Source organism: Oleidesulfovibrio sp. (assembly GCF_047973035.1).
Taxonomy (GTDB): domain Bacteria; phylum Desulfobacterota; class Desulfovibrionia; order Desulfovibrionales; family Desulfovibrionaceae; genus Oleidesulfovibrio.
Genome location: NZ_JBKEBF010000041.1, coordinates 31,795 through 54,970, shown reverse-complemented (window position 1 = coordinate 54,970; position 23,176 = coordinate 31,795). Strand labels below are relative to the sequence as shown.

The 23,176-nt window shown below is 51.7% G+C and carries 25 protein-coding genes; 14 read left to right on the top strand and 11 right to left on the bottom strand.

All coding sequences use genetic code 11. From position 1 onward, the window contains the following. Positions 1–50: 50 nt before the first annotated feature. The 8 genes from ACK5LI_RS14760 to rlmD all read right to left on the bottom strand — a co-directional run bounded on the left by ACK5LI_RS14760 (position 51) and on the right by rlmD (position 6,430). On the bottom strand, positions 51–830 hold the full coding sequence (locus tag ACK5LI_RS14760) for an adenosylcobinamide-GDP ribazoletransferase (RefSeq protein ID WP_416950733.1): 780 nt from the start codon (positions 828–830) through the stop codon (positions 51–53). A 2-nt stretch (positions 831–832) separates the two neighbouring features. After that, on the bottom strand, positions 833–2,053 hold the full coding sequence (locus ACK5LI_RS14755) for an SAM hydrolase/SAM-dependent halogenase family protein (RefSeq protein ID WP_416950731.1): 1,221 nt from the start codon (positions 2,051–2,053) through the stop codon (positions 833–835). 219 nt (positions 2,054–2,272) lie between these two features. Beyond that, positions 2,273–2,914: a redox-sensing transcriptional repressor Rex gene (locus tag ACK5LI_RS14750; protein WP_416950729.1), complete on the bottom strand. Its 642-nt coding sequence runs from the start codon at positions 2,912–2,914 to the stop codon at positions 2,273–2,275. A gap of 111 nt (positions 2,915–3,025) precedes the next feature. Further along, positions 3,026–3,334: an ATP synthase F0 subunit C gene (locus ACK5LI_RS14745; protein WP_416950727.1), complete on the bottom strand. Its 309-nt coding sequence runs from the start codon at positions 3,332–3,334 to the stop codon at positions 3,026–3,028. Between the two features lie 59 nt (positions 3,335–3,393). Continuing rightward, complete coding sequence (gene atpB / locus ACK5LI_RS14740; protein WP_416950725.1) at positions 3,394–4,095, bottom strand: F0F1 ATP synthase subunit A; 702 nt, start codon at positions 4,093–4,095, stop codon at positions 3,394–3,396. Between the two features lie 4 nt (positions 4,096–4,099). Next, positions 4,100–4,534, bottom strand: a complete 435-nt coding sequence (locus ACK5LI_RS14735) for an ATP synthase subunit I (protein WP_416950723.1) — start codon at positions 4,532–4,534, stop codon at positions 4,100–4,102. After that, positions 4,506–4,781: an AtpZ/AtpI family protein gene (locus ACK5LI_RS14730; protein ID WP_416950721.1), complete on the bottom strand. Its 276-nt coding sequence runs from the start codon at positions 4,779–4,781 to the stop codon at positions 4,506–4,508. Before ACK5LI_RS14730 ends, ACK5LI_RS14735 begins: the two co-directional genes overlap by 29 nt. 278 nt (positions 4,782–5,059) lie before the next feature. After that, positions 5,060–6,430 carry a 23S rRNA (uracil(1939)-C(5))-methyltransferase RlmD gene (rlmD, locus tag ACK5LI_RS14725; RefSeq protein ID WP_416950719.1) on the bottom strand — a complete coding sequence of 457 codons (1,371 nt, stop codon included), beginning with the start codon at positions 6,428–6,430 and terminating at the stop codon, positions 5,060–5,062. 178 nt (positions 6,431–6,608) lie between these two features. Between rlmD and ACK5LI_RS14720 the strand changes: the two genes are divergently transcribed. Next, positions 6,609–6,752: a hypothetical protein gene (locus tag ACK5LI_RS14720; RefSeq protein WP_416950717.1), complete on the top strand. Its 144-nt coding sequence runs from the start codon at positions 6,609–6,611 to the stop codon at positions 6,750–6,752. A gap of 599 nt (positions 6,753–7,351) precedes the next feature. On the opposite strand, the gene rfbA is transcribed toward ACK5LI_RS14720, so the two are convergent. Next, positions 7,352–8,227, bottom strand: a complete 876-nt coding sequence (gene rfbA, locus ACK5LI_RS14715; RefSeq protein WP_416950715.1) for a glucose-1-phosphate thymidylyltransferase RfbA — start codon at positions 8,225–8,227, stop codon at positions 7,352–7,354. 472 nt (positions 8,228–8,699) lie between these two features. On the opposite strand from rfbA, the gene rplU reads away from it, so the two are divergent. The 6 genes from rplU to ACK5LI_RS14685 all read left to right on the top strand — a co-directional run bounded on the left by rplU (position 8,700) and on the right by ACK5LI_RS14685 (position 14,073). Next, positions 8,700–9,008: a 50S ribosomal protein L21 gene (gene rplU, locus ACK5LI_RS14710; RefSeq protein ID WP_416950713.1), complete on the top strand. Its 309-nt coding sequence runs from the start codon at positions 8,700–8,702 to the stop codon at positions 9,006–9,008. Positions 9,009–9,029: 21 nt separating this feature from the next. Beyond that, positions 9,030–9,299: a 50S ribosomal protein L27 gene (gene rpmA / locus ACK5LI_RS14705; RefSeq protein WP_416950711.1), complete on the top strand. Its 270-nt coding sequence runs from the start codon at positions 9,030–9,032 to the stop codon at positions 9,297–9,299. A gap of 338 nt (positions 9,300–9,637) precedes the next feature. Then, entirely contained in the window at positions 9,638–10,738 is a 1,101-nt protein-coding gene (gene obgE / locus ACK5LI_RS14700; RefSeq protein ID WP_416950709.1) for a GTPase ObgE, read from the top strand. 37 nt (positions 10,739–10,775) lie between these two features. Then, a complete protein-coding gene (proB, locus tag ACK5LI_RS14695) occupies positions 10,776–11,915 on the top strand; it encodes a glutamate 5-kinase (RefSeq protein ID WP_416950707.1) in 1,140 nt (379 codons plus the stop codon). Between the two features lie 41 nt (positions 11,916–11,956). Further along, positions 11,957–12,778, top strand: coding sequence for a bifunctional hydroxymethylpyrimidine kinase/phosphomethylpyrimidine kinase (gene thiD / locus ACK5LI_RS14690; RefSeq protein WP_416950705.1), 822 nt, complete (start codon positions 11,957–11,959; stop codon positions 12,776–12,778). 152 nt (positions 12,779–12,930) lie between these two features. After that, positions 12,931–14,073 (top strand): sensor histidine kinase, encoded by a 1,143-nt coding sequence (locus tag ACK5LI_RS14685; RefSeq protein WP_416950703.1) that lies wholly within the window; start codon positions 12,931–12,933, stop codon positions 14,071–14,073. Positions 14,074–14,375: 302 nt separating this feature from the next. Here the strand turns inward: ACK5LI_RS14685 and ACK5LI_RS14680 are convergent, their stop codons facing one another. Beyond that, on the bottom strand, positions 14,376–14,768 hold the full coding sequence (locus ACK5LI_RS14680) for a hypothetical protein (protein ID WP_416950701.1): 393 nt from the start codon (positions 14,766–14,768) through the stop codon (positions 14,376–14,378). 14 nt (positions 14,769–14,782) lie between these two features. After that, positions 14,783–15,070: a helix-turn-helix domain-containing protein gene (locus ACK5LI_RS14675; protein WP_416950699.1), complete on the bottom strand. Its 288-nt coding sequence runs from the start codon at positions 15,068–15,070 to the stop codon at positions 14,783–14,785. A 421-nt stretch (positions 15,071–15,491) separates the two neighbouring features. Between ACK5LI_RS14675 and ACK5LI_RS14670 the strand changes: the two genes are divergently transcribed. The 7 genes from ACK5LI_RS14670 (at position 15,492) to ACK5LI_RS14640 (ending at position 22,920) form a co-directional block, all read left to right on the top strand. Then, on the top strand, positions 15,492–15,800 hold the full coding sequence (locus ACK5LI_RS14670) for an isoamylase early set domain-containing protein (protein WP_416950697.1): 309 nt from the start codon (positions 15,492–15,494) through the stop codon (positions 15,798–15,800). Between the two features lie 208 nt (positions 15,801–16,008). Beyond that, positions 16,009–16,755, top strand: a complete 747-nt coding sequence (locus ACK5LI_RS14665; RefSeq protein ID WP_416950695.1) for a hypothetical protein — start codon at positions 16,009–16,011, stop codon at positions 16,753–16,755. A gap of 51 nt (positions 16,756–16,806) precedes the next feature. Continuing rightward, positions 16,807–17,592, top strand: a complete 786-nt coding sequence (locus ACK5LI_RS14660; protein WP_416950693.1) for a GGDEF domain-containing protein — start codon at positions 16,807–16,809, stop codon at positions 17,590–17,592. Then, the gene (locus ACK5LI_RS14655) at positions 17,573–18,349 is read left to right on the top strand and encodes an Hpt domain-containing protein (protein WP_416950691.1); all 777 of its coding nucleotides are present in this window, start codon (positions 17,573–17,575) and stop codon (positions 18,347–18,349) included. The genes ACK5LI_RS14660 and ACK5LI_RS14655 overlap by 20 nt, the downstream gene beginning before the upstream one ends. 658 nt (positions 18,350–19,007) lie before the next feature. Further along, the gene (locus ACK5LI_RS14650; RefSeq protein WP_416950689.1) at positions 19,008–21,902 is read left to right on the top strand and encodes an insulinase family protein; all 2,895 of its coding nucleotides are present in this window, start codon (positions 19,008–19,010) and stop codon (positions 21,900–21,902) included. A 68-nt stretch (positions 21,903–21,970) separates the two neighbouring features. Next, complete coding sequence (locus tag ACK5LI_RS14645) at positions 21,971–22,411, top strand: Fur family transcriptional regulator (protein ID WP_416950687.1); 441 nt, start codon at positions 21,971–21,973, stop codon at positions 22,409–22,411. A gap of 158 nt (positions 22,412–22,569) precedes the next feature. Then, the gene (locus ACK5LI_RS14640; protein ID WP_416950685.1) at positions 22,570–22,920 is read left to right on the top strand and encodes an Hpt domain-containing protein; all 351 of its coding nucleotides are present in this window, start codon (positions 22,570–22,572) and stop codon (positions 22,918–22,920) included. The last annotated feature ends 256 nt before the right edge of the window (positions 22,921–23,176 follow it).

The following is a 23,176-nucleotide window of genomic DNA, read 5'->3' as shown; positions in this document are numbered from 1 at the left end:
CATGTGTCGGCAAAGTGCCGGACCGTGCGCTGTAACGAGTAAAGCAAAGATCAGGCCAGTATTGCTCCAAGGAGTGCGGCAATTTCGCCCCAGATGATAATTGCCCCCATAAAGTCGCCATTAAGGCCGTTTTGCCTACGCGCAAGGCGTACAAGAGCTATGATGGCGGGGATAAGTACCACAAACGAAAGTATCAGAATTCTGACACCTGCAAGCCATATCCCCGTGCCGATGCAGATAGTCATGCTGACAGCAAGAGCGGCAGGGGTGGCGCCTTCCAGAAATTGTTTGCCAAGTGACGAACAGGATGCCTTGGTGCCGAAAAATGAAAGAAGCACGCAGGCTGTTCTGCCAAGTGCCGGAGCCCAGACGAGCACAGCAACGGCCTGATGTACGGGCATGCTGGAGAGGACGGCAGCAGCACATACAATTTGGCCGCCCATTCCCATCACAAGACCTATCACACCAAAGGCCCCGATGTGGCTGTCCTTCATGATCTGCCAGAAGCGTTCACCTTGTGCACAACTGCCCCATGCATCCCATAGGTCCGCCCAGCCGTCCCAGTGCAGAGCCCGAGTCAGCCAAACGCAAAGGCCAACATAAATCCAGCTTTGAACAAAGGGATGCCCCTCTGTAAGGCCCGCAACAAGAGGAAGGGTTGCCAGCAGCCCTATGACAAAGCCGTATAGGGGCATCTGGCGCATGGTTGCAGCAAGTGCTCCCGCCGCAATCATGCGGGCAGGGCATAGGCGGGTCATAAAAGCCATACCGTCAAGAAAGACGCTGGCTTCAGTTTTTAATAAACCTGTTATGCGAAAAAGTTTGCTCATGATCAGTTGTGATGAAAGGTGATGGTGATGGTATCACCAATGCTGAGCGATAATGCTGCCGCAGCGGAAGAACAGTTGCAGGCGATTTCAAGGTAGCCCTGACTAGAAGCGAGTAGTCCGAAGTGGCTGCTACTTGCTTGCGTAGCGGAAGCAGGAGATTGCTTTTTCTGGTTTTGAGATGTTGAAGCATCTGACGCTACGGCAGCTCCGTTGCAGGTAATATCTCTTGCCGCGCAAGAAGCTGGGATAGCAGGAATTTGCTCATAGGTGCTTACCAGTGCTACAGAGCAGGTTGAGCTTGCACATTGAAGGCTCGCGCCGTCACATAATGATAGAGTGGCCTGCCATTCGGCTGTCGGGGCATTGAGGATAATGTTGCCGAAGCGGTCTATATGGAGCACCTGCGCGCAAATCTTGCTGTTGTCGCCGGTGGCGTAGCTCCAGTCTGATTGACAAATGGACGCGGCAGTCGCTGGCGCTCCCAAAAGATCAGGAGAAGCTCCGGCCCATATCATTGCCGCAAGAGGGGCAAAAATATCTCTGCCATGAAATGTGGCGCTAGTTGTTAGAGCCTGCTGATTTTGGCTGGTTAACCCTGCGGTGCTCAACCCGTCAGACGGGCAGGCAAAGGGCAGCCTGTGCTGTAGGCAAGGTGCATCGACAGCTTGATCAGGTTTTCTGTGATCTGTTGGATAAGCGGGACCTGCGGAATCGATGGAATTCCGGGATGATGACGTGCCAGAAGGTCGGTGCGATAGGGTTAGAGGGATTTCATCCCCGCACTCAGGATTCGGAACAGTAGCGGTTGACGTAAAGAATTTTGCTGCCGGACAGAGATTTTTTGCGCGAACACAAGCAAAGGCTGTCTGAGTTGCAGCGGGACTGATGCGTCTGATGCTGGCCTTATCAAGGGGAAGAGCTCCCAGAAGGCCGTTGTCAGGGGCCAGAAACCGGTATCCGTTCAGCTCAGCATAAAGGATATTCCGCTCAGTCCCGACGCCGGGGTCGACAACTGCAACAAAGATGGTACCCGCAGGAAAGTAGCCGGCACTGGAGGCAAGAAAAAAGCCCGCCTGCCGGATGTTTTGCGGTGTAATTTCGTGCGTTATGTCCATGGCTTTGGCTTGTGGTGCCAATGTAGCGATAACAGCCTTCATCTGCGCTACATATGCATCCTGAGTGCCAAAGTCAGTGAGCAACGTTATGGGTGAAGATGCGGGCATCAGATTGTACCTGTAGAAAAATACAAAAAGGCCGCCCGTATCTGGTGCTGTTTTCAGCACAAAGACACACCGACCTGATTGAGCCGTTTACTGCCAGCAAAGTCGCCCGCCTGATACACTGTCCAGAGCCGCCGGTTCTTGGCACAAAACAAAAGCTTTGTACCGGCGCTACCCGCCATGTGTAATGGCTGTGTTATGACTTGTCTGCCAGTATTGGTGCTACTTGTTTTTATTGAAGGTGATATTGAACGACAAAGCGTAGAGATGGTGGAAGAAATCCACATACTCTACTGAAACATCGTCCGGCACGGTAATTCTGGCCGGAGCATAGTTTAAAATGCCTTTGATACCAGCTTCGATCAAGTGATTTGCAGCACGTTGAGCACGTTCAGGCGGAGTTGTGATAATGCCGATTTCTACGCCAAGATCACCGACTCTTTCTTTCAGGCGCTTGGTGCAGACCACTTCAAGTCCGGATATTTCTTCACCGATTTTAAATGGATCGCAGTCGAAGGCTCCTACAATGTGAAAGCCACGAAGCTTGAATTCCTTGTGGTTCAGAAGCGCACGGCCAAGGTTGCCAACGCCGATCAACACTGTTTTCCATTCTCTGTCCACGCCAAGGGCGCTTGTAATGGAAGCGATGAGGCTTTTGACGTAGTACCCGACACCGCGAACCCCAAATTCACCGAAATACGCTAGATCTTTCCGGATTTGAGATGCATTGACATTACATGCCTTTGCCAAAGGTTCAGACGAGATGACCTCGGTTCCTTCCCGCTGCAGGCTTTCCAGCACCTGTACGTATACAGCCAGACGCTGGATAGTCGCACGGGGTATGTGTTCGCTTTTTACGCTCATAATTGTGACGATACTACAAGTTGAGGTGAATGTGAAATAAATAACGATCAAAAACTACAAAAGGAGGCCGGGGAAAACCCGGCCTCCTCGAAATTACCTGAGGTATCCTGATTAGCGGAAAAGCAGCATCAGGTTAACAACCAGGGCGTAAATTGCCAGAGATTCAACAAAGGCAAGGCCCAGAATCAGGGTAACCATGATTTTACCACCGGCTTCGGGGTTGCGGGCGGTGCCTTCACAAGCAGCCTTCAGACCCATGCCCTGACCGATACCGCAACCTGCAGCGGCAATAGCCATGCCGATAGCAGCACCGAAGAGTACGAGGCCGTCGCCGGCAGCGGCGCCGTCAGCAGCGAATGCCAGGCTGGCAACAGACAGAATTGCCAGGGTGTTCAGGGCGATCATAAGAAACTTGCGCATGATAACTCCTTCCTACGTGTAAGTTAGGTTATGTTGTTGGTCTAAGACCATTTCCCCTATTAGTGGGCGTGTTCCAGCGAGCCTTTTAGGTAGATAGTGGCGAGCATAAAGAAGATGAACGCCTGCAGTACCTTGGCAAGAGAGAACAGGAAGTAAATCGGAATCGTACCAACCAGCGGTGCCAGCATAAAGAAGAGAACCAGCACGATTTCTTCACCGCGGATGTTACCGAACAGACGCAGAGTAAGCGAAAGCGGACGTGCGGTGTGGCTGATCAGTTCCAGCGGCAGCATAAGCGGAGACAACCACCACATGGGACCCATGAAGTGCTTGATGTAGCCCGCGCCCCATCGCTGAATACCGATGTAGTTGTAGTAAATGAAACAGACCAGTGCCAGAGCGGCGGTCGTGTTGATGTTCGCGGTCGGCGCGTCGAAACCGGGCACAAGGCCGCTCAGGTTCAAGCAGAGAATGAAAAGGAAGAAGACGATGAGCATGGGGTAAACTTTGCGCCCGTCTTCGCCCGTAATGCCCACTACAAAATCCTCAAGTCCGCCGATAATGACTTCAAAGACGTTTTGTAGTTTGCCGGGTACCATTTTGATCTTGCCGCGGACGATGTAGGCGACCGCGAACATGAGCGCCATGATTACCCATGTGTAAAAAACGTGTTTAAACTCGACGGTCTGTCCGCCGACGTTGATGTAACCTAGTCCAACCAGGTCACTGAGGAGTACCGGATGCGGCAACCCACCTGCCATTCTCTCATGCCTCCTTGACTTTATGCCCGGCCAGTTTGGAGAGACCCCATACCAGCATCGTAGCCACCATCGTTGAAAAACCTGCAATCAACGGGATAGGCGACACTTCGAGCCAAACAATCAGACCGGCGATTACTAAGCCGGTCACCCCGAGCCTGCCGTAAAATCTGAGCAGCATTCCCAGAACCATGTCCTTCGTGAAAGTACGTAGAACAAGGTGCTGAATGAACTGCGCCAGAGAGTAGAAGTTCCAGAGTGCTAAACCGGTGCTGATGGCAACCCAGTACAGCCATTGAAATTTCCACCCCAGCACTGCTGCTGCCAGTGCCACAAAAAGCGTGAGAAGAATCTGGTTTCGAGCAATCGTCCGGACTTCATGCGCTTTGAACCCTTTGGCCCAAAGGTGTGCATCAATCCTTTGTTTTAAACTTTTCAGCATCGCTCTTCGCCTGATTTCTTGTCAGTCTCCTCGTGTCCTGAAACACACTTCTGAAGCCGGCTATAATACCGAGAATCAAAAATGTTATAAGCAGCCAAGGTTTGGTCCCTAACCATTCATCAAGATAGTACCCTGCTACTCCCCCCACGAGAGTGTGCGTGACCATATGCAGTCCCATAGAGCCTGCGATGGACAGCGCATCAAAGTACGATCTGTCTTTGACCTTGAATAGATTCTTAAAGAGCATTGCGAATGCAGTCCTCCCACTCATCAAGGCCCACTTAGTGAGATGGAAGTTCGTGCATTCCTTCACAAGTGGAAACCGATTTATCACGGCTCATAGGCCAAGTCAACGAATTAGCTTGGTTGTGACGGCCCTTTTTTGAAATTTTTCACAAGCTCCCCTGCAAAGCCTTAGCTTGCCGTGTTTTTTGCATTTTTAGAACATCAAGCTCTACAAAAAGTGCTGAAGAGCAGGCGCAGTTTACGCAGAAAAGCCCGTTACGGCAATGCTGTCGTTACCGGCTACCGGCGGATCAGCAAGGCCACCGACTCTATATGGGCAGAGTGCGGAAACATGTCCACGGGCTGTACACACTGCAACTGGTACGTATCTTTTAATAAAGACAGATCGCGGGCTTGAGTGACCGGATCGCATGAAACATACACAATGCGGCGCGGATTTCTATCTGCAATGGCAGCGACAACATCGGGGTGCATGCCTGCCCGCGGGGGGTCGACAATGATGATGTCGGGATCATCCTTTTGTTTGGCAAGTAACTTGCGTACGTCTCCGGCTATAAACGAAATGTTATGAATATCCTGCAGGTTGGCGTTTTCGGTGGCAAACGCGATTCCATCCTGTGAGATTTCAATGCCGGTAACGTGATCAGCTCTTGAGGCCATCGGCAGCCCCATTGTGCCTACACCGCAGTATAAATCCCATATTATGCCTTCCGGTTGTGCAAAGTCTGCTGCCACTTTGGTCAGCACTTCTGTCGCGGCAGTGTTTGTCTGAAAAAAAGCATCGGGGGCAAGTTTGAAGAACCGCTCGCCAAGGCGTTCTGTCAGAAATCGTTCTCCGGAAATGTGCAGGGTCTTTTCTGCGTATGCTACCTGTGTCTTGCTGCTGCGTTCTGCATGGATATATGTGGTGATGCCTTCAATGGTGTCACGCAAGATTTCGCCGAGTTCCTTTCCGAGGGCGAGGCCTGTTTTATGTCTTGAGTTGTCCGGACCGGTGATAAGCTGAACCATGCACTGATCGGTATAAAGCGTTTCACGTACAACAAGGTAGCGGAAGAATCCTGTTCCGGTTGCCGGGTCCCATGCATTTTGCGGTGCTTCATTTGCCCATTGCCGGGCCGCATCTACAATGCGGACTGAGCGTTCGGACTGAAGGTGGCATTCGCAGATGTCAATGACGCTGTGCGAGCCTTTGGCGCGCAGACCTAGTTTGATGTTTCCTGTAAAATCCGCTTCAAAGGCGAATTCCATCTTGTTTCTGTAAAACGTCTGCCGCGGTGAAGCTAGCGGATCATTAACAGGAGGGTTTTCAAAGCGTCCGATCCGTGCAAGCGCATCATGTACAATCTGTTTTTTCCATTTCAGCTGGATGTCATAAGGCATGTGTTGCCAGCTGCAGCCGCCGCATTCCGTAAAATGCTTGCAGAACGGTTGGATTTCGTACGGGGCCTTGCGCAAAACCGAGAGCAGTTCTGCTTCCGCAAAATTCTTTTTGCGTTTCGTGATGCGAGCGGAGGCTCGTTGCTCCGGCAGCGCACCGTCGATGAATACTGCGAGATTTTCTATGCGCCCGAGTGCGCGGCCTCCTGCCGTAAGCGTGGTTATTTCCAGTTCGACAATGTCGCCTTTTTGCAATGTGTCTTTGTTCATGATGGGCGCTCTAAGAATCTGGTGTGGTTGCTCGACCTGGAAAGGTCAGCAATTTATAGTAAATAGAAAAGCATTGTGCCTGAAATCACAAATCTGACCTTGACTTTTCGGCTTGTTTTCCGGCAAGTATTCATCAGTCGTCTGATTTCGGCAATGCCGAGTAACAAGGAGCTGTGACATGGTTACCGAGCTGTTCAACAACATGATGCATTCCACGCCGCAGGGCTTTGTGGGTGTAAGTCTGATCTTCATCTACTTTGCAATCATCCTGTACACTGCGTTTTACCGCATCCGTAAAGGCGAACACCTCGATCATCACTAGGAGTAACCGTATCGGCTTTTGTTGGGGCGGTATACGCGTTTTTTCTGCGTAGGTCACCAGCAAAAGGGGTACTGCTTCGGGCATGATCTGCTTGCGCGGTGGCGCAACTGCATTGTGTGGGCTCTGTGGTTGCAGTGTCTTTAAAGAAGGCACAAACGTGCTGCTGTGTGAAGCAAGAGAACGAATTTTTATCAGGTTATCCTGAGTTCGTGGTGTTTGTATGCCGGTCTTCTGTATTTCAGAAGGCCGGTTTTTTTGTGGTCAAAAAAGAATGGAGGCGTTGTAGATACGCGGCAGGATTGGCCTGTGCGCGAGAATGTGTGCAAGTCGGTGTGCTATAGGTTTTTCAGAGAGCCACCTAAGGGAATGTGCTCATGCCGCATACCTTAAGTCGTTGTTGTGGATTAGTGCAGGGTGGTGTCACGGCTACATCGCAAGCCGGAATAAAGATGGACATGCTTTTTGAGTCAGCTTTGCTGTAACCCTTGCTGATGTAGGTGGTGCAAGGGGGCTGCGGAATTGTGCCTGCAAAGCGAACAAGCCGGTACGCTGTGAGTTTGCGTACCGGCTTGTTGTAAATTCAGGTTGTTGCAGGCAGATTACGGCGTTGTGTCGTCAGCAATTTCCATAAGATATTTGCCGTATTCATTTTTAAGCATCGGCTGTGCCAGTGACCGCAACTGGTCGGCGCTGATATAGCCCTTGCGGAAGGCGATTTCCTCGATGCAGGCAATTTTTAATCCCTGCCTGTCTTGTACGGCTCTTACAAATGACGAAGCCTGATGGAGGGATTCGAAGGTGCCTGTGTCGAGCCATGCAATGCCGCGACCGAAAAATTCAACCTGTAGTTTTCCTTCCTGCAGGTAGCGGTTGTTCAGGTCTGTTATTTCCAGTTCGCCTCGTGCAGAGGGTTTCAGGCTGGCAGCAATATCTGCAACCCTGCCGTCATAAAAATAAAGACCTGTCACGGCATAACGGGATTTGGGAACGGCTGGTTTTTCTTCAATGCTGATAACCCTAGCATTGTGGTCAAACTCAACCACGCCATATCGTTCCGGGTCGCGCACTTTGTAGCCAAATACAATTCCGCCTTCAGTAAGGTCGGCAGAACGCTCCAGCAGGTCGGCAAGGCCGGTACCATAAAAAAGGTTGTCGCCAAGAATCAGGCACACCGGCTTGCTGTCGATGAACTCCCGCGCAAGCACAAATGCCTGTGCAAGGCCATCAGGGCTTGGTTGCTCTATATAGGATAGTGTTAATCCCAGTGCGGCCCCATCTCCCAGAATATCCTGAAAGCGCGGACGGTCGGACGGCGTTGAAATTATGCATATTTCCCGTATTCCTGCCAGCATAAGCACAGAAAGCGGGTAGTAGATCATGGGTTTATCATAGACAGGCAGCAGCTGTTTACATGCGCCGCGTGTTATCGGATAAAGGCGTGTGCCGGAACCGCCGGCTAGAATGATGCCCTTCACTCTTTGTCCTCACGTGATTTGGAAGCTGTTTTTAAAGAAACAACATACGCAAAACATCGTTTGGAATAAAGTAGATATTTCTGAGAGGAGGAGAAGGAAAAGGGGTCCGGGGAGAACAAGCCTTGGGGGAGGGCCTTGGTGCGGTGCTTCTCCCCGGACACGAGATGAGACACACTCAGGTGTAGGAATATAGAGTCTTGCATCTTGTGTCAGTTATAAAATAACTTTTCCGAGTGATGTCTGATTGTTGCTTTGTGTATATTTTGTTAAAATAGATAGTTACTGGTGTTTTTTTGTAGTGCGTAAGCAGAAAGTTGTTTGCAGTGTCTGCAAAAAAAGTGGTTGCAAAAGCATTTCGTGATGAGTAGAAAGGGGGGTTGGTTGGCGGCGAGATCGGCTGTGGAATTTGTTGTTGACTCCCGCTGGAAAAGAGGATAACTCTGCCTCTCCCCATTTCATTGGAGGTTTTGAAATGTACGCGATTATCGAAACGGGTGGCAAGCAGTTCCGCGTCGAGGAAGGCAGCAAGATCTTCGTCGAGAAGTTGGCCGCCGATGCCGGTAGCGAAATTGCTATTGATAAAGTTCTTATGCTCGGCGGCGACAAGTTCGCTGTTGGCGCTCCTTACGTGGACAACGCTAAAGTGACTGCCGAAGTTATCGAGCATGGCCGTGGTGAAAAGGTCATCACCTTCCGTAAGTGGCGTCGTAACGACTCCCGCAAGAAGCAGGGCCATCGTCAGGATTACACCGCCCTGAAGATCAAAGCTATTACGGCCTAATTAAGTTAAGGAGTCCGAGTCATGGCACATAAAAAGGCAGGCGGCAGTTCCAAGAACGGTCGCGACTCAAACGCCCAACGGCGCGGCGTAAAGCGCTTTGGTGGTCAGGAAGTTCTGGCTGGCAACATCCTTGTTCGTCAGGTAGGCACCAAGATTCACCCCGGCAACAACGTGGGTCTGGGTAAAGACTTCACTCTGTTCGCAAAATGCGACGGCGTGGTGGCCTACGAAAAATTTACCCGTAAGAGACGGACCCTTACCCGCGTGCACATCGTGCCCACGGAGCAGTAAGCCCGAATCTTTCCCGACGAAATGTCTAAGGGCGAAAGTCGCAATGCGTCTTTCGCCCTGTTTTTCGTTGGTGCACTGGTGAACTTTTCATCGTATAAATAATTACACTACGCACGGGATTTTTTGTCCTTTGGCGATCATGCAAAAAACTAACGCCGCCTCAGCAGCGCGGAGATAACTCCGAATTTATACTGCAGGGCAGGCTGTCCGGCATACACAGGCAGATGATTATGCCATAAGTGTGACCGGATAATAGGAACGCAGCACCAGTGCTGCGGGCTTTTGCTACCGGATTCCGGTGGCTCATTTTTTAATACAATTTCTGGCAGGCAAGTACCATGCGTTTTGTAGACGAAGCAGTAATCAAAGCAGTTTCGGGCAATGGCGGACACGGCTGTGTATCGTTTCGCCGTGAAAAATTTATCCCTAGAGGCGGCCCGGACGGCGGTGACGGTGGAAACGGCGGTAATGTTGTTTTCAAAGGTACGACCCGCCTGCTCAGCTTGTACGACTTCCGTTTGAAACGGGTATATCAGGCCGAAAACGGACGCCCCGGTCAGGGCAGCCAGATGCACGGCAGAGGTGGTAAGGATCTTCTCGTCGAACTGCCCGTTGGCACGCTGGTTTTTGAGCGTGACGAAAACGGCTCTGAGGTTCTGATAGCCGACTTGTCTGACCCTGAAAAAGAGATCATCGTCGTTAACGGTGGCCGTGGCGGTAAGGGGAACGAGCATTTCAAGTCCTCTACCAATCAGGCACCTAAATTTGCTCAGCCCGGCGAACCCGGTGAAGAAAAGTCCCTGCGCCTTGAACTGAAGATTCTTGCGGATGCAGGTCTGCTGGGTCTGCCTAACGCCGGCAAGTCGACGTTTATCTCTCAGGTATCTGCTGCCAAGCCGAAGATCGCCGCGTATCCCTTTACCACGCTGGTGCCCAACCTTGGTGTTATGATGGATGAGTACGATCCGGACAGACGCATGGTAATAGCGGACATCCCCGGCCTGATTGAAGGCGCCCATGAAGGGCAGGGGCTTGGCCACCGGTTCCTCAAACACGTAGAGCGTACCCGTTTTCTGGTGCACATACTCAGCATTGAAGACGTGGATCTGGAAAATCCGTGGGCAGGCTTTGACCTGATTAACGACGAACTGCAGCGCTTTGACGAGACTCTGGGCAGCCGCGAGCAGATTCAGGTAATTAACAAGATTGACCTTCGCGCTCCTGAAGAAGTTGACGAACTACGCGCCAAGGCAGAAGCTGAAGGTCGCAAGGTGTTTTTTATCTCTGCGCTTGAAGGCGAAGGCCTTGAGGCTGTTGTTACTGAAATGTGGCGTATGCTTGAATCCCTTGGTACCAATGCCCCGCTTGATTCTTCGAAGCACGTAGAGCCGGAGCCGGAAGAAGAATTCGAGATGGAAGTTGTCTGGGTTCGCGAATAATCATTTTCTCTCTATTTAGCGGAGGCGTCTGAAAGCCATGGATTGGCAGGCAGAGCGCGGGCATATACTTGATAATGCCCGTAGAGTTGTTGTTAAAGTCGGTAGCGCAGTGCTTACATCAGGTCTCGGGCTTGATATCAGCGTTGTTAAAAACCTCGTGGCGCAGATAGCGCAGTTGCATGAACGTGGTACTGATGTGGTGCTGGTTTCTTCCGGTGCTGTTTCTGCCGGTCGTGCTGTGCTCAGGCGCTGTTGCGAAATCAAGGGCATGCCGCACAAGCAGGCTGCTTCTGCCGTCGGGCAGAGCCGCCTTATGCATTATTACGATGACGAGTTCGGCAAGCACGGTATTATTTCTGCCCAGATTCTGCTTACCAAGGACGATCTGCGAAGCAGGCACCGTTTTTTGAACGCCAGAAACACGTTTGGCGCATTGATGGACTGGCATGCTGTTCCTATTGTAAATGAAAACGATACAGTAGCCGTACGCGAGCTTGAATTCGGGGATAATGACAGCCTTGCCAGTCTGCTGCTGAACGTGGTGGACGCAGACCTGTTTATCAATCTGACATCCGCAGGCGGGGTGTATGCTGACAACCCCGATACGAATCCGGACGCCAAAATCCTTGAGTGTATCGAGGATGTGCACAGTCTGAATCTGGACACTATGTGCGGCGGCAAAACATCGGTCGGTTCTGGCGGTATGTATTCCAAGCTTCTTGCCGCCCGCAGGGCTGCGCAACTGGGTGTGCCTACGTTGATTCTGCCCGGCAGAAAGCCCGATGCCATGGTGAGAGCATTTGCCGGAGAAGAACCCGGAACATGGGTCCGGCCTGAGAAGAAGACCGTGTCGAGCCGTAAGTTCTGGCTGGCGTACCATGCTGACCCTTCCGGCGCTGTTGTTGTGGATGACGGCGCGGTAAAAGCGCTGGAAGCGGGTAAAAGCCTGCTGCCTGCAGGAATTGTCGGCGTTGATGGCGGATTCGGACGTGGCGCTCTGGTTCGTGTGACATCTACAAGCGGGGCTGTTATTGCCTTGGGGCTTACCAATTACCCCGCAGCAGATATGCGTCGTATCATGGGCCATCGAACGGCTGAACTGGAAGCCATTCTTGGTGACAACCAGTATCCGGAGGCGATTCATCGGGACAATCTGTTGATGGACGCTGTTGTCTGATTTTTCTGCACGCGATCTGCATAACTTTGAAGCGAGGACCCATGACTGAGAATCCCTGTGTGCTTACCATAGCCGGTTCAGACTCCGGCGGCGGTGCCGGAATTCAGGCTGACCTGAAGACCATGACCGTGCTGGGTAGTTTCGGCATGAGCGTTATTACCGCTCTTACCGCACAGAATGGCCTTGGCGTAACTGGTATCCATGCTCCCGATGCAGCGTTTGTAGCGCAGCAACTGCGGACAGTGCTTGACGGGTTTCCAGTAAAGGCTGCCAAAACGGGGATGCTTTTCTCTGCTGGAATTATTGAAGCCGTCGCCGATGTGCTTGAAGAAATTCCGCTCGAAGAACGTTTCCCGCTGGTTGTTGATCCTGTGTGCGTAAGTCAGAGCGGGCATCAGCTGTTGCAGGAAGATGCCGTAGATGCGCTGAAAAAGCGGATGCTTCCTCTTGCCTCTCTGCTTACTCCCAACAGACCGGAAGCAGAGCTTCTGGCCGGCATGAGCATTACTACTGAAGAAGAAGTGGCAGAAGCCATTGAACGCCTGCTTGCTATGGGCGCGTGCGCGGTATTGCTGAAAGGCGGACATTTTGATGGTGACGATACTTTGATAGACTGGCTGGGACTGCCGGGAAGGGCTCCCGTTGCTCTGTCACAGAAAAAAGTAGACACCCCGAATAATCATGGTACCGGCTGTACTCTTTCTGCTGCCATTGCCACTATGCTTGCCAAGGGATATGCCCTTCAAGATTCAATAGTAAAAGCTCAAGGTTACCTGAATTTTTGCCTGCGCAAAGGGTATGCTCCCGGTCAGGGATTCGGTCCGCCGAACCATGCTGCACCTATTGCAGGGCTTCTGTTGTAGAGCAGATGCTGCCCTCTTTATTGCTGTGTTCGCAATTGCTATAAATCCCAACGGCCCGTAGTTGCGGGCCTTATTTTGTTCTTTCGTACAACACTTGGAAAGAACTGTTATTTGTTGTAGTCGTTACTGCATATTCTTTAAAGGAGGAGTGCATGAGCGCGGCGACACACTTTGCCCCTGCCGAGCGGGCTTCGCGGGACGAACTGACACGGCAGCGGTCTTTATTCTCTGACCAGATACTTGTCACATTGCTTGATTCTGTGACGGACATTGTTGCTGTCCTGAACGGAAACCGGCAGATTGTTTTTGCAAACCGCAATCTGCTGCAATTACTGGACGATGATGATGCCGAGTGCATTGTCGGCCTGCGCCCCGGTGAGCTGCTTTTGTGCGAACATTCTTTGTGCGCCGAGAATGGTTGCGGAACATCGGCTGCCTGTCGCAGCTGTGAGGCTGTTAATGCAATTCTGTGCGGGCTTGGCGGTTCACGTAAAGAAGCAGAGTGCCGTATTACCAAGCGTCAGGAAGACGTCTTAGTCGCTCTTGATCTTAAGGTTTGTGCATCTCCTCTCGACCTTCAGGGTGAACGCTTCGTGTTGTTTGCCATCCATGACATCAGCAGCGAAAAGCGCCGTCGTGCGCTCGAACGGATTTTTTTTCACGATATTCTTAATACTGCCGGCGGGCTGCAGAATCTGGCACAGATGATTCTGGAGGAAGTGCCATTGGACCTGAAAGGCGAAACGCTGATGATGCATCGTTTTTCAAAGGATCTTGTGGACGAGATAATGGCGCAACGCTTATTGCTGGCAGCAGAATCTGATGAGCTGAGCGTCCGCCCTGCCATGTGCATACTTGATGATATGGTGCGTGATGTCGCGGACTGCGTTGCTCAGCTTGAAATTGCCCAGAAGATAGAAATGGACGTTCTGCCTTCACCTGACGACGTGCTGTTGTTTACTGATCCGGCTCTGTTGCGCAGGGTGTTGCTCAATATGCTTAAAAACGCGGTTGAAGCATCCCCGCAAGGAGGGCGTGTTCAGGTGCGCTGCTATGAGAAAGACGGAGGAGTGGAATTTGCCACTCATAACACAGCAGTAATACCTGATGCGTATAAGTGGCTTATTTTTCAGCGGTCATTTACTACAAAAGGAGCAGGCCGCGGCCTGGGAACATACAGCATGAAACTGCTGACCAATAATTACCTGAAGGGGCAGGTTCGTTTCAGAAGCGGAGAGGGCGAAGGGACAACATTCTACCTCTGGTTGCCGTTCACGTTGGAGTCTGTTCATTAACGTATTTGCTACGCCCTTTTGTTTTTCCGGCGCCGTGCATCTTTATGCAGGGCGCTTTTTTGTCGGCCTGCGGTAGAAAGCTGTGCTACGGGGCAGTGTGAAGGTGGCGTGAAAGATACACATAAGAGCAGCATTGCCTGCGTTGCAGAAAAGAGTGGACGCGTAGAGCAATATTAAGAGAGAATGGGCATGAGAAAAGCAAATGCCATTGTTTGATAGGCGATTGTAGGTGCTGCCTTGCAAACAGGTGTTTTTTCAGCCGCCGCAGTATGCTCCGGCGGCTGAGTCATTCAAAATCAGGGCTATGCATTTGCTGCTGTAAGCGATTCTTCCAGCGTGGCAATAAAATTGTCGCCTTGCTCACGCCCTGTGACGCCGCACAGGCCGCGCACAGCGAGCATAAGAAGCTCAATGGGAACAGTCACGTCAAATAATCCGTTGCTGATGCGGCATTGATCGCCTTCGGGTTTCAGCATGTAGACGCGACGTTCTTTCTGGGTGCCGTTACTGGTGACGATGGTGTAAACCTGATGATTCTGGTCTGTCACGTACAGACGTTGACGAGTCATTGAGCCCGTCTCTTCATCAAAGTATGAGCTTTCGGAAAACAGGCGTCCCTTAAAGCTCATGTCCTCACCGACGTCATTTTTCAGGATGATCTGTTCCATAACACCGTTGCCTTGGGTTGTGCTCATGCCGCTGCCTCCTGCTACGAAGTGGGCAGTGTAAGCTGCTCCGGCCCTTTGGGCTTTTTAGGCTTTTCCTTCTGCACTTCCGGCTGCGGAACCGATTCCGCAGTCGGGTGGGAGTCTTGCTCAAAAAGAGAGCCTCCGCCTTTTGATGTCCAGAAGGCTTCTAGGTCGGCTCTGGATATACGGTATCCGCGCCCCAGCTGTGCCGCTTGCAGGCTGCCGTCTTTTATGGCGCGCCTGATGGTTTCCTTGTGGCAGCTCAGTAGTTCTGCGGCTTCGCTTACTGTGAAGGTTGTCTTCTTCATTGTCAGAGTTACCGGACTCAGTCTAAGCGCAGCAGCGCAGTGCGGGAAAAGGCGGATACCTGTTATTCATAGGAGCGTTACCACCGTAAGTTAACTGGTGTCAACACAGGGCAACATAAGCGGGTTACAATCAGGCCCTGCTGACTTATGCAAAGTATGGCTTAGCACAATACAACCACCGTTAGTTACACCATGTTTAGGCGGCAATGCGCGACTGCTGGCTATCATGATTTTTTTCATGCTGACAGAGCCCAGTACCGATCGCTTATCAAGGTTTGAGCCGGTTTTGTTCCATCCTGACGCACATGCGTATTTTCCATAGGCAAGAGCAGTCGGACGGTGTTGGTAAAAAAATAATTATTCCACCGGAGGCTGCATGGTACAAAAGTACACACCACTCTCACGAAATCCGGAGGTCCTAATGTCTCTGAACAAACAATTCTTAAAGTCCAAACCTGTATGTAAGGTGAAGTTTCGTCTGGACAAAAGCACAGCCCCGGGTATCGAGTCTGTCTACCTGGTGGGTGATTTTAATGACTGGAATGAAAACTCAACGCCCATGAAGCGCCTGAAAGACGGTTCTTTTTCAGCGGAATTGACTTTGGAGACCGGCCGCCAATACCATTTCCGTTACTTGGCGGACGGCTCTGCGTGGCTTAATGATGATGGAGCAGATGCGTACAGCTGGTGCGAGTTTGCGCAGGCAGATAATTCGGTGGTCGAAGTTTAGGCTTTTGCCTGTGGCGGAATTGCGTCAGCCGCATGTTGTTGACAATGAAAAGGTGCTCTGGGGCACCTTTTTGCATTGTAGATAGCTGAAACTGCTTGAAAGAGTGTCTGCCAGCAGCTATTCTGACCGTATACGCCCTTTTTTTTGTTTTTAAAGAAAAATGATAAGTTGTTGTCTTATAGCGATAAAAGCCTGAGGTGCGGGCACGATGCACGAACATCCCGATATAGATATTTTGCAGATGCCTTTAGAGGGCGTGGCAGCCTATTGGCTTGCCTTAAAAAAGCTGGTGGGGACCAAGCGAAACTTTAAAGCTTTGCACGATGAGGCGCAGCACACATCGGAACCATTTGTCCGGCATCTTCTTGAAATCTGTTTCGGCTCCATGGGCGAATCCCGCATCCGCATTCTTGCTGCAGCCCGTGAGGAGACGGTTCTTTCAGAAGTCGAACGACGCTATGATCTGATGCGTATCGCCCTGCTGGATATTGCACAGTCGGAAAACCCCCGCAAAACTATGGCAAAGATGGCTGCCCGCTTTCCCCGTTGTCCCCTGACAGAGCAACGGGCTTTGACGCTGGCACATGAACTCATAAAACTGATCCCCGAACGCGGGGCAGTAAAAGACCATTATTTTGATGTCAGCCACAGACAACAGGATGACAAGTTGATGGTTACTCTGCTGTTTTATGTGCTGCTTGCCCGCCAGCAAGGTAAAGATGCTTGCCAGCCTTACCTTCCTATTATTTCTTCTCACTACTTTGTTGACGGACTCGCGCTTGTTATTGACGGCATGGATGCGCCTTTTGTGCGCAAGTGGCTGCGTGAACATAAAAATGTCTTACTGCGGGATGTGCAGGATAAGATGCGTATGTCCACAGAGCTATGTCTGGGAATACGCGACAGACTTGATTACGATGATGTTTTCCGCATAGCCCGATCATGGATGCGATGAACTAGGTTAACTGGTTATGATTCAGCAGCAGTGTTTACTGTAGGAGACTCTATGACGCCGATCAGCCGCTTTGCTTTGTTTGTGTATTCCGCACGCAGGTTGTTGCAAGGGGCTGCACTTGGCTTCGGTGCTCCTCTCGGCTGGTTCGGTCTTTCGTGGCTTCTGGGCATCACACCGAACGACCCCGACTATCAGCGTTGGCTTTTCGGCTACATGTTGCTCGGTTCTGTCTTTGTCTTTTCTCTTTTCGGTTTCATTATCGGCCGCCACGAGCAGCGTTTTGCCGGTCTCTGTCTGATCGATTCGCTTACCTCGCTTTATAATAAACGCCATTTCCAGCTTCGCCTGTCGCAGGAATTCGCACGCCGCAAGCGTGAGAAGACGACTCTCTGCCTTATCATGCTCGATCTTGATCACTTTAAAGTAGTGAACGACACTCTGGGGCATCAGGCCGGAGACGTCGTGCTGATGGTCGTTGCCGCCACATTGCGGGCGTGTGTGCGTTCCGGTGATGTGCTTGCCCGTGTTGGGGGAGAAGAGTTTGCTGTCCTGGTACCGCGTGAAGGTTTGAACGGTTCAGTAGCCTTGGCGGAGCGTATCCGTGCTTCTGTTGAAGCGCAGGTGATACCTGTCGGGGGTGGTCGGGAAACACAGATCCGGGTTTCTCTGGGAGTAGCATGTTGTGACGGACTTCAGGGAGGTGGAAGCCCCGAGGCATTAGTCGAACAGGCTGACAAGGCGCTGTATAAAGCGAAAGCCAACGGGCGGAACAGAGTGGAGATTGCAGACGGATCCGCATGTCTGCAGGAGGATACTGGTGCCGCAGAAAGAACATAGCGTGCTGGTACTGGGAGAAGGTGCCGCGGTGCAGACCGTTTGCAGAATTTTTTCTGAATCCGGTGCTGCCGTGAAGTTTGTTTCAGATCTGAAAACTGCAGTACCAGCATTGCTGGATTGCGCCCCTCAACTGATTATTCTGGACTTTGTTTCCGCCACGGATGCTGCTCTACATTTTTATTCGGCATTGCGGTCGGTTTCTGTCCGCGGGGTGGATTCCCGTATCCCCGTTGTTGCTTTGTTGCCTGAAGTCAATTCAGACATACAAGATGAGATTGCTCAGGCTGCGCCTCAGGGGTTTGATGTTGTTCTGGAAACGCCGTTGAATGACCAGAGCGCCATCGTGCTACGCCGGTTTTACAAAAAGTTGTCGGGTGAACATATCCCCGACGTAGATTATGATGGCAGGCAGGCTGCAGACTGCCAGATATACCCAGAGAAGCATCTCGCCGACGAGTATGGCCTTGATGCCGACGATGTTGCTGTTTTGTATGAGCGGTTTGTCCGTTCAATGCCGGAAGAGCTGGAGCAACTTGCGGCGGCCGTACGAAGCGGAGAACTGAATCTGGTAGCCCGCCTTGCCCATAGTATAGCAGGGTCGTTTCTGGATATGATCGCGCACGGACCGGCGCAGACTGCGCGGAGCATCGAGCACCATGCGCGGGCAGGAGATACGGCTTTGCTGGACAGCTTGCTGAGTGAGTTGAACCGCCAATGTCTCTATGTGACACGAGAAATCAGGCGCAGACAGCGCTGATGGTATCTTGTCGGGCTGATGCTCTTCTTTTTCACTCTGCCTGATGCTGCTGATGAAAACTATGGGTGCCTGTAGAAGCTGGTGGGCCGCGTGGATTTTGTAGTCCCGCGGCTTCATTTATGGTGGCGGGAGGTTTCGGGCTGCCGGCGATTACGCGTGTCAGCAATTACGCCTGCGACTACGCGTTTTCAGTCTGGCGGTCTTGGTTCCGGTTGCCTTGGCTTCCGCTGCCTTTGTTTTTGTGCGGTAACATTTTTTTATGTTCAGGGTTGGTGCGTGGTTGGTGCGTGGTTGTTGTGGGTGATGTTGCGGGTGGTTATGAGTGCCTGTCCCCATATTCGCAATTGCAGGAAGCGTTTTTGACGTATTGACAATATGTTGCAGAGTTGGTTTTCATTATCAACGCTTTCGTTTATACTTGCCGCAATGGGCCGCCTGGCGAACGAACTGTCTGTCTGCAACTGACGCTACGTTTGTTTTTGTGCATGCCGGTTGCCTTTTAAAGGCAGGTGCCTATATAGGCATATTGTACACTCATTTATATGCCAGAGAGTATTTTGCTCCGCCCTGTTTGATCTGATTGTTTTTTTGCGGAGCGTATTATCTGAAAGCTTGCAGCCTTTATGGCGCAACAATATATCCGTATTCGGAGGTTCCCTTGCAACAGCACGGTTTTACATTGATTGAAGAGCGGCAGATACCGGAACTATCCAGCAGGGCACGGTTATGGAAGCACAACGCAACAGGTGCGCAACTGCTTTCCATGTGCAATGCGGATGAGAACAAAGTGTTCGGGGTCAGCTTCCGTACTCCGCCGTACGATTCCACAGGTGTTGCCCATATTCTGGAACACTCTGTATTGTGCGGTTCTGCAAAATATCCTGTCAAAGAGCCTTTTGTGGAACTGCTGAAAGGCTCTCTTCAGACTTTTCTTAATGCGTTCACCTATCCGGATAAGACTTGCTATCCGGTGGCAAGCACGAATCTGGCAGATTTTTACAATCTGATTGACGTTTATATTGATGCGGCCTTTTTCCCGCGTATCACGCCGGAGATTTTTCAGCAGGAAGGTTGGCATTACGAGACGGAAGAAGACGGCTCACTGACGTATAAGGGCGTTGTTTTTAACGAGATGAAGGGCGTGTACTCTTCTCCGGAAAGCATCCTTGCCGAGCGTTCGCAGCAGTCCATTTTCCCTGACATCACTTACGGTCTGGATTCCGGCGGTAATCCGGAACATATTCCGGACCTGACGTATGAAGCGTTTAAGGCGTTTCATGAAACTTACTACCATCCTGCCAATGGCCGTTTTTATTTCTGGGGTGATGATCCGGAAGAAAAGCGTCTTGAGATTCTGGCAGAGCTGCTTGAAAAGTTCGGGCCGCTTGCAGTGCAGTCCGAAGTTCCTTTGCAGCCGTTTTTTGATGCGCCTCGCAGAGAGGAGGTGGGATATGCGGCTGGCGAAGGCGATAATCGCGGCATGATGACAATAAACTGGCTGATGCCTGAAACGTCAGATGCTGAGCTGAACTTTGCCATGCAGATGCTGGACCATATTCTGGTGGGGCTGCCTGCATCGCCGCTACGTAAAGCGCTTATCGAGTCCGGCCTTGGTGAAGATCTTGCCGGAGGCGGTCTGGAAAACGAGTTGCGCCAGCTCTTTTTTTCCACAGGCCTGAAAGGTATCAACCCCGCTGATGAAACCAAGGTTGAAGAACTTGTCTTTTCGGTGCTGAGCGACCTTGTTGATAACGGTATCTCCAAGGACAGTATTGAAGCTGCCTTGAACAGCATCGAGTTTGACCTGCGTGAGAATAACACTGGACGCTTCCCTGTGGGGCTTGCAGTCATGACGCGGGCTCTTACCACATGGCTGTACGATGCGGACCCGTTTTCGCAGCTGGCATTTGAAAAGCCCCTCGGCTCCATCAAGGCGCGTCTGGCAAGCGGTGAAAAACTGTTTGAAGACCTTATCCGCAAGTGGCTGCTTGACAACCCGCACCGCTCCACCGTGGTACTGGTACCCGACGCCAGCGAACAGAAAGCCCGTGCGGAAAAAGAAAAGGCCCGTCTTGCCGGAGTGCGCGAAGGGCTGGATGACGCCGGCTTTGCGCAGGTCAAAGCCCATGCGGAGGAACTGCGCCGCCTGCAGGAAGAACCTGATTCGGCAGAGGCTCTGGCTACCATCCCCCGCCTGACGCTGGAAGACTTGCCGAAACAGAATACACCTATCCCCGCAGAACAGGGCGAAGTGGAAGGTATGTCGCTGCTGACGCACGATATTGATGCCAAGGGAATCATCTATGTCGATGCCGGTTTCAGCCTGAACAGCGTATCAGGCAGCATGATGCCTCTTGTCCCGCTGCTGGGGCGTGCCATGGTTGAAATGGGCACCTCGAAGTATGACTTTGTTGAATTAGGCATGCGCATTGCCCGCAAAACAGGCGGCATTGATGCGGACAGCGTAGTACTTACACGTATTGCCGAGCGCACCCCTGATGTCCGGCTGTTTATTCAGGGAAAGGCAACCACGGATAAAGCAGAAGCGTTGTTCGAGTTGATGCGTGATGTTTTGCTTGATTGTGTGCTGGACCAGAAAGAACGCTTCAAGTCTATCCTGCTGGAAGAAAAAGCCCGTATGGAACACCGTCTTGTTCCTTCCGGACATCTGGTGGTCATGTCGCGTCTGCGCTCTCATTTCGGGGCTTCCGGCTGGTTGTCGGAGCAGATGGACGGACTGGCTGCACTTGAATACATGCGGGAACTTATTGAACGGGTGGACAACGACTGGCAGTCTGTTCTGGCAGACCTGACTACCTTGCGTGAAGCTGTTGTGGGCCGCGCCGGTGGCATTCTTAACCTGACTGGCGGTGAGGACACTTTGGCCGCTGTGATGCCGCATGCACAGGCTTTTGCGGCAGCGTTGCCGCAAGGGCAGGATGTGACAGCGGCATGGTATACTGATGCGGCTCCGCAGCATGAGGCGATGGTTGTACCTTCCCAGGTCAATTATGTGGGCAAGGCGGCCAATCTGTACGACCTCGGCTACAGCTATCATGGTTCTGCCAATGTTATTTTCAAGCACCTGCGCATGGCGTGGTTGTGGGACAAAGTGCGGGTGCAGGGCGGCGCATATGGCGCTTTCTGCGCATTCGACCGCGCCAGTGGTGTTCTTGCACAGGTTTCGTATCGTGACCCCAACCTTGAATCTACGCTGGATGTTTACGACAGGAGTGCAGACTATCTGCGTCACCTGAAACTGACACGCGAAGAACTCGTTACTTCAATTGTGGGTGCCATAGGCGAGATGGACGCGCACATGCTGCCGCATGCCAAAGGCATGTCTTCTCTGGCACGTTTGCTCACAGGTGACACCGAAGAGCGACGCCAGCAGATGCGGGATGATATTCTGTCTACCCGTCCAGAACACTTTACGCAGTTTGCGGATATTCTGGCCGAAGTTGCCAGAACCGGCACCATATGTGTGCTGGGCGGCGAAAGTGTGGAAGAAGTTGCCGGGCGCAACGGCTGGGTTGTGAATAGGGTTATGTAATCCGCAAGGTTGCGCATTGTTACTGTTGTAGCTAGGGTGATGCTCATACAGAGATTCTGGAGTCATTTATGAAAGATCCGTTGCAGGTGTTTTCGGACTATGTTGCCGCCAATGGTTTAAAAATGACCCCTCAGCGAATGCTGATTGTGGATGTTTTTTTACGCGAAGAAGGGCACCTTACAACTGAAGAGTTGTACGAAAAGGTGAAGAAAGAAGACCCTTCTGTAGGGCAGGCGACTGTATACCGGACGATGAAGCTGCTCAGTGAATCGGGCATTGCCAAAGAAGTTCGTTTTGGTGACGGTGTTGCCCGCTACGAGCAGAAGTACGGCAGCAAGCATCACGACCATTTAATCTGCGAATGTTGCGGAAAGAATATCGAAGTGCTTGATGAACAGATTGAGCTGTTGCAGGAAGAGCTGGCTGCGAGGCACGGCTTTGTGCTGACCAGCCACAGGATGTACCTGTACGGCGAATGCAACGAATGCCGTGACGCCAAAAAAAAGTAACTGACCGCGCCTTGTGCGCACCCGGATGATAACGGGCGGGCTGGTTTGACCGGCCCGCTTTTTTATGCATGTTTCGCAAGGCGCATCCTTTGTTTTGCTGGAGCGTGAAGCAGCGACAGGATTTAAGCCTGTATCTGTTGCCTGCGTGCAGGCCTCCAATGCTGCGGGAAAATACTAAAGCTGATGTGAGACCCGAGGCTATGAGTCTGGACGCGAAGATTTCTCCTGAATTAAGGCACCTGATTCCGTCTCTGCTTACGGCTGTTGATGAGCTGTACAACCAGCTTGTTGGGGATTTGGAAAGCGGTAGGCATGAAACTGCAATAGATATTGCCCACGGACTGAAAGGGGTAGGCATGCAGTATGGCTGGCTTGATATTGCTCAGGCCGCTTTTGAATTGGAACAGGCATTGCTGGCACAAAATACGGTACAGGCATTTCAGGCTCTTGCTTCTATCGGGGCGCAGCTGGATGTTGCGAGGCAAAGTGCATACACGCGTTTTTATTGAGGCTAGCCTGAGGACCCGCGTGAGGTTTTTTGTTTTTCATGCACGCTGCGGTGTCACTATCGGATACCTGTGGGAGGTGAACGGGTGCTGCAAGGGAAGCTGGGGCAGGATAGTCAGTGGCCGTGATATCGGTGTGATGGCAGGGGCGGGGACATTATCATCCCATGCCGGACTCTATAATGAAAGCGGCTGCAAAGTTGCCTTCGCAGCCGGAACGTACTTGTCGGGCGTTGAAACTGTATTGAGGCACAACAGC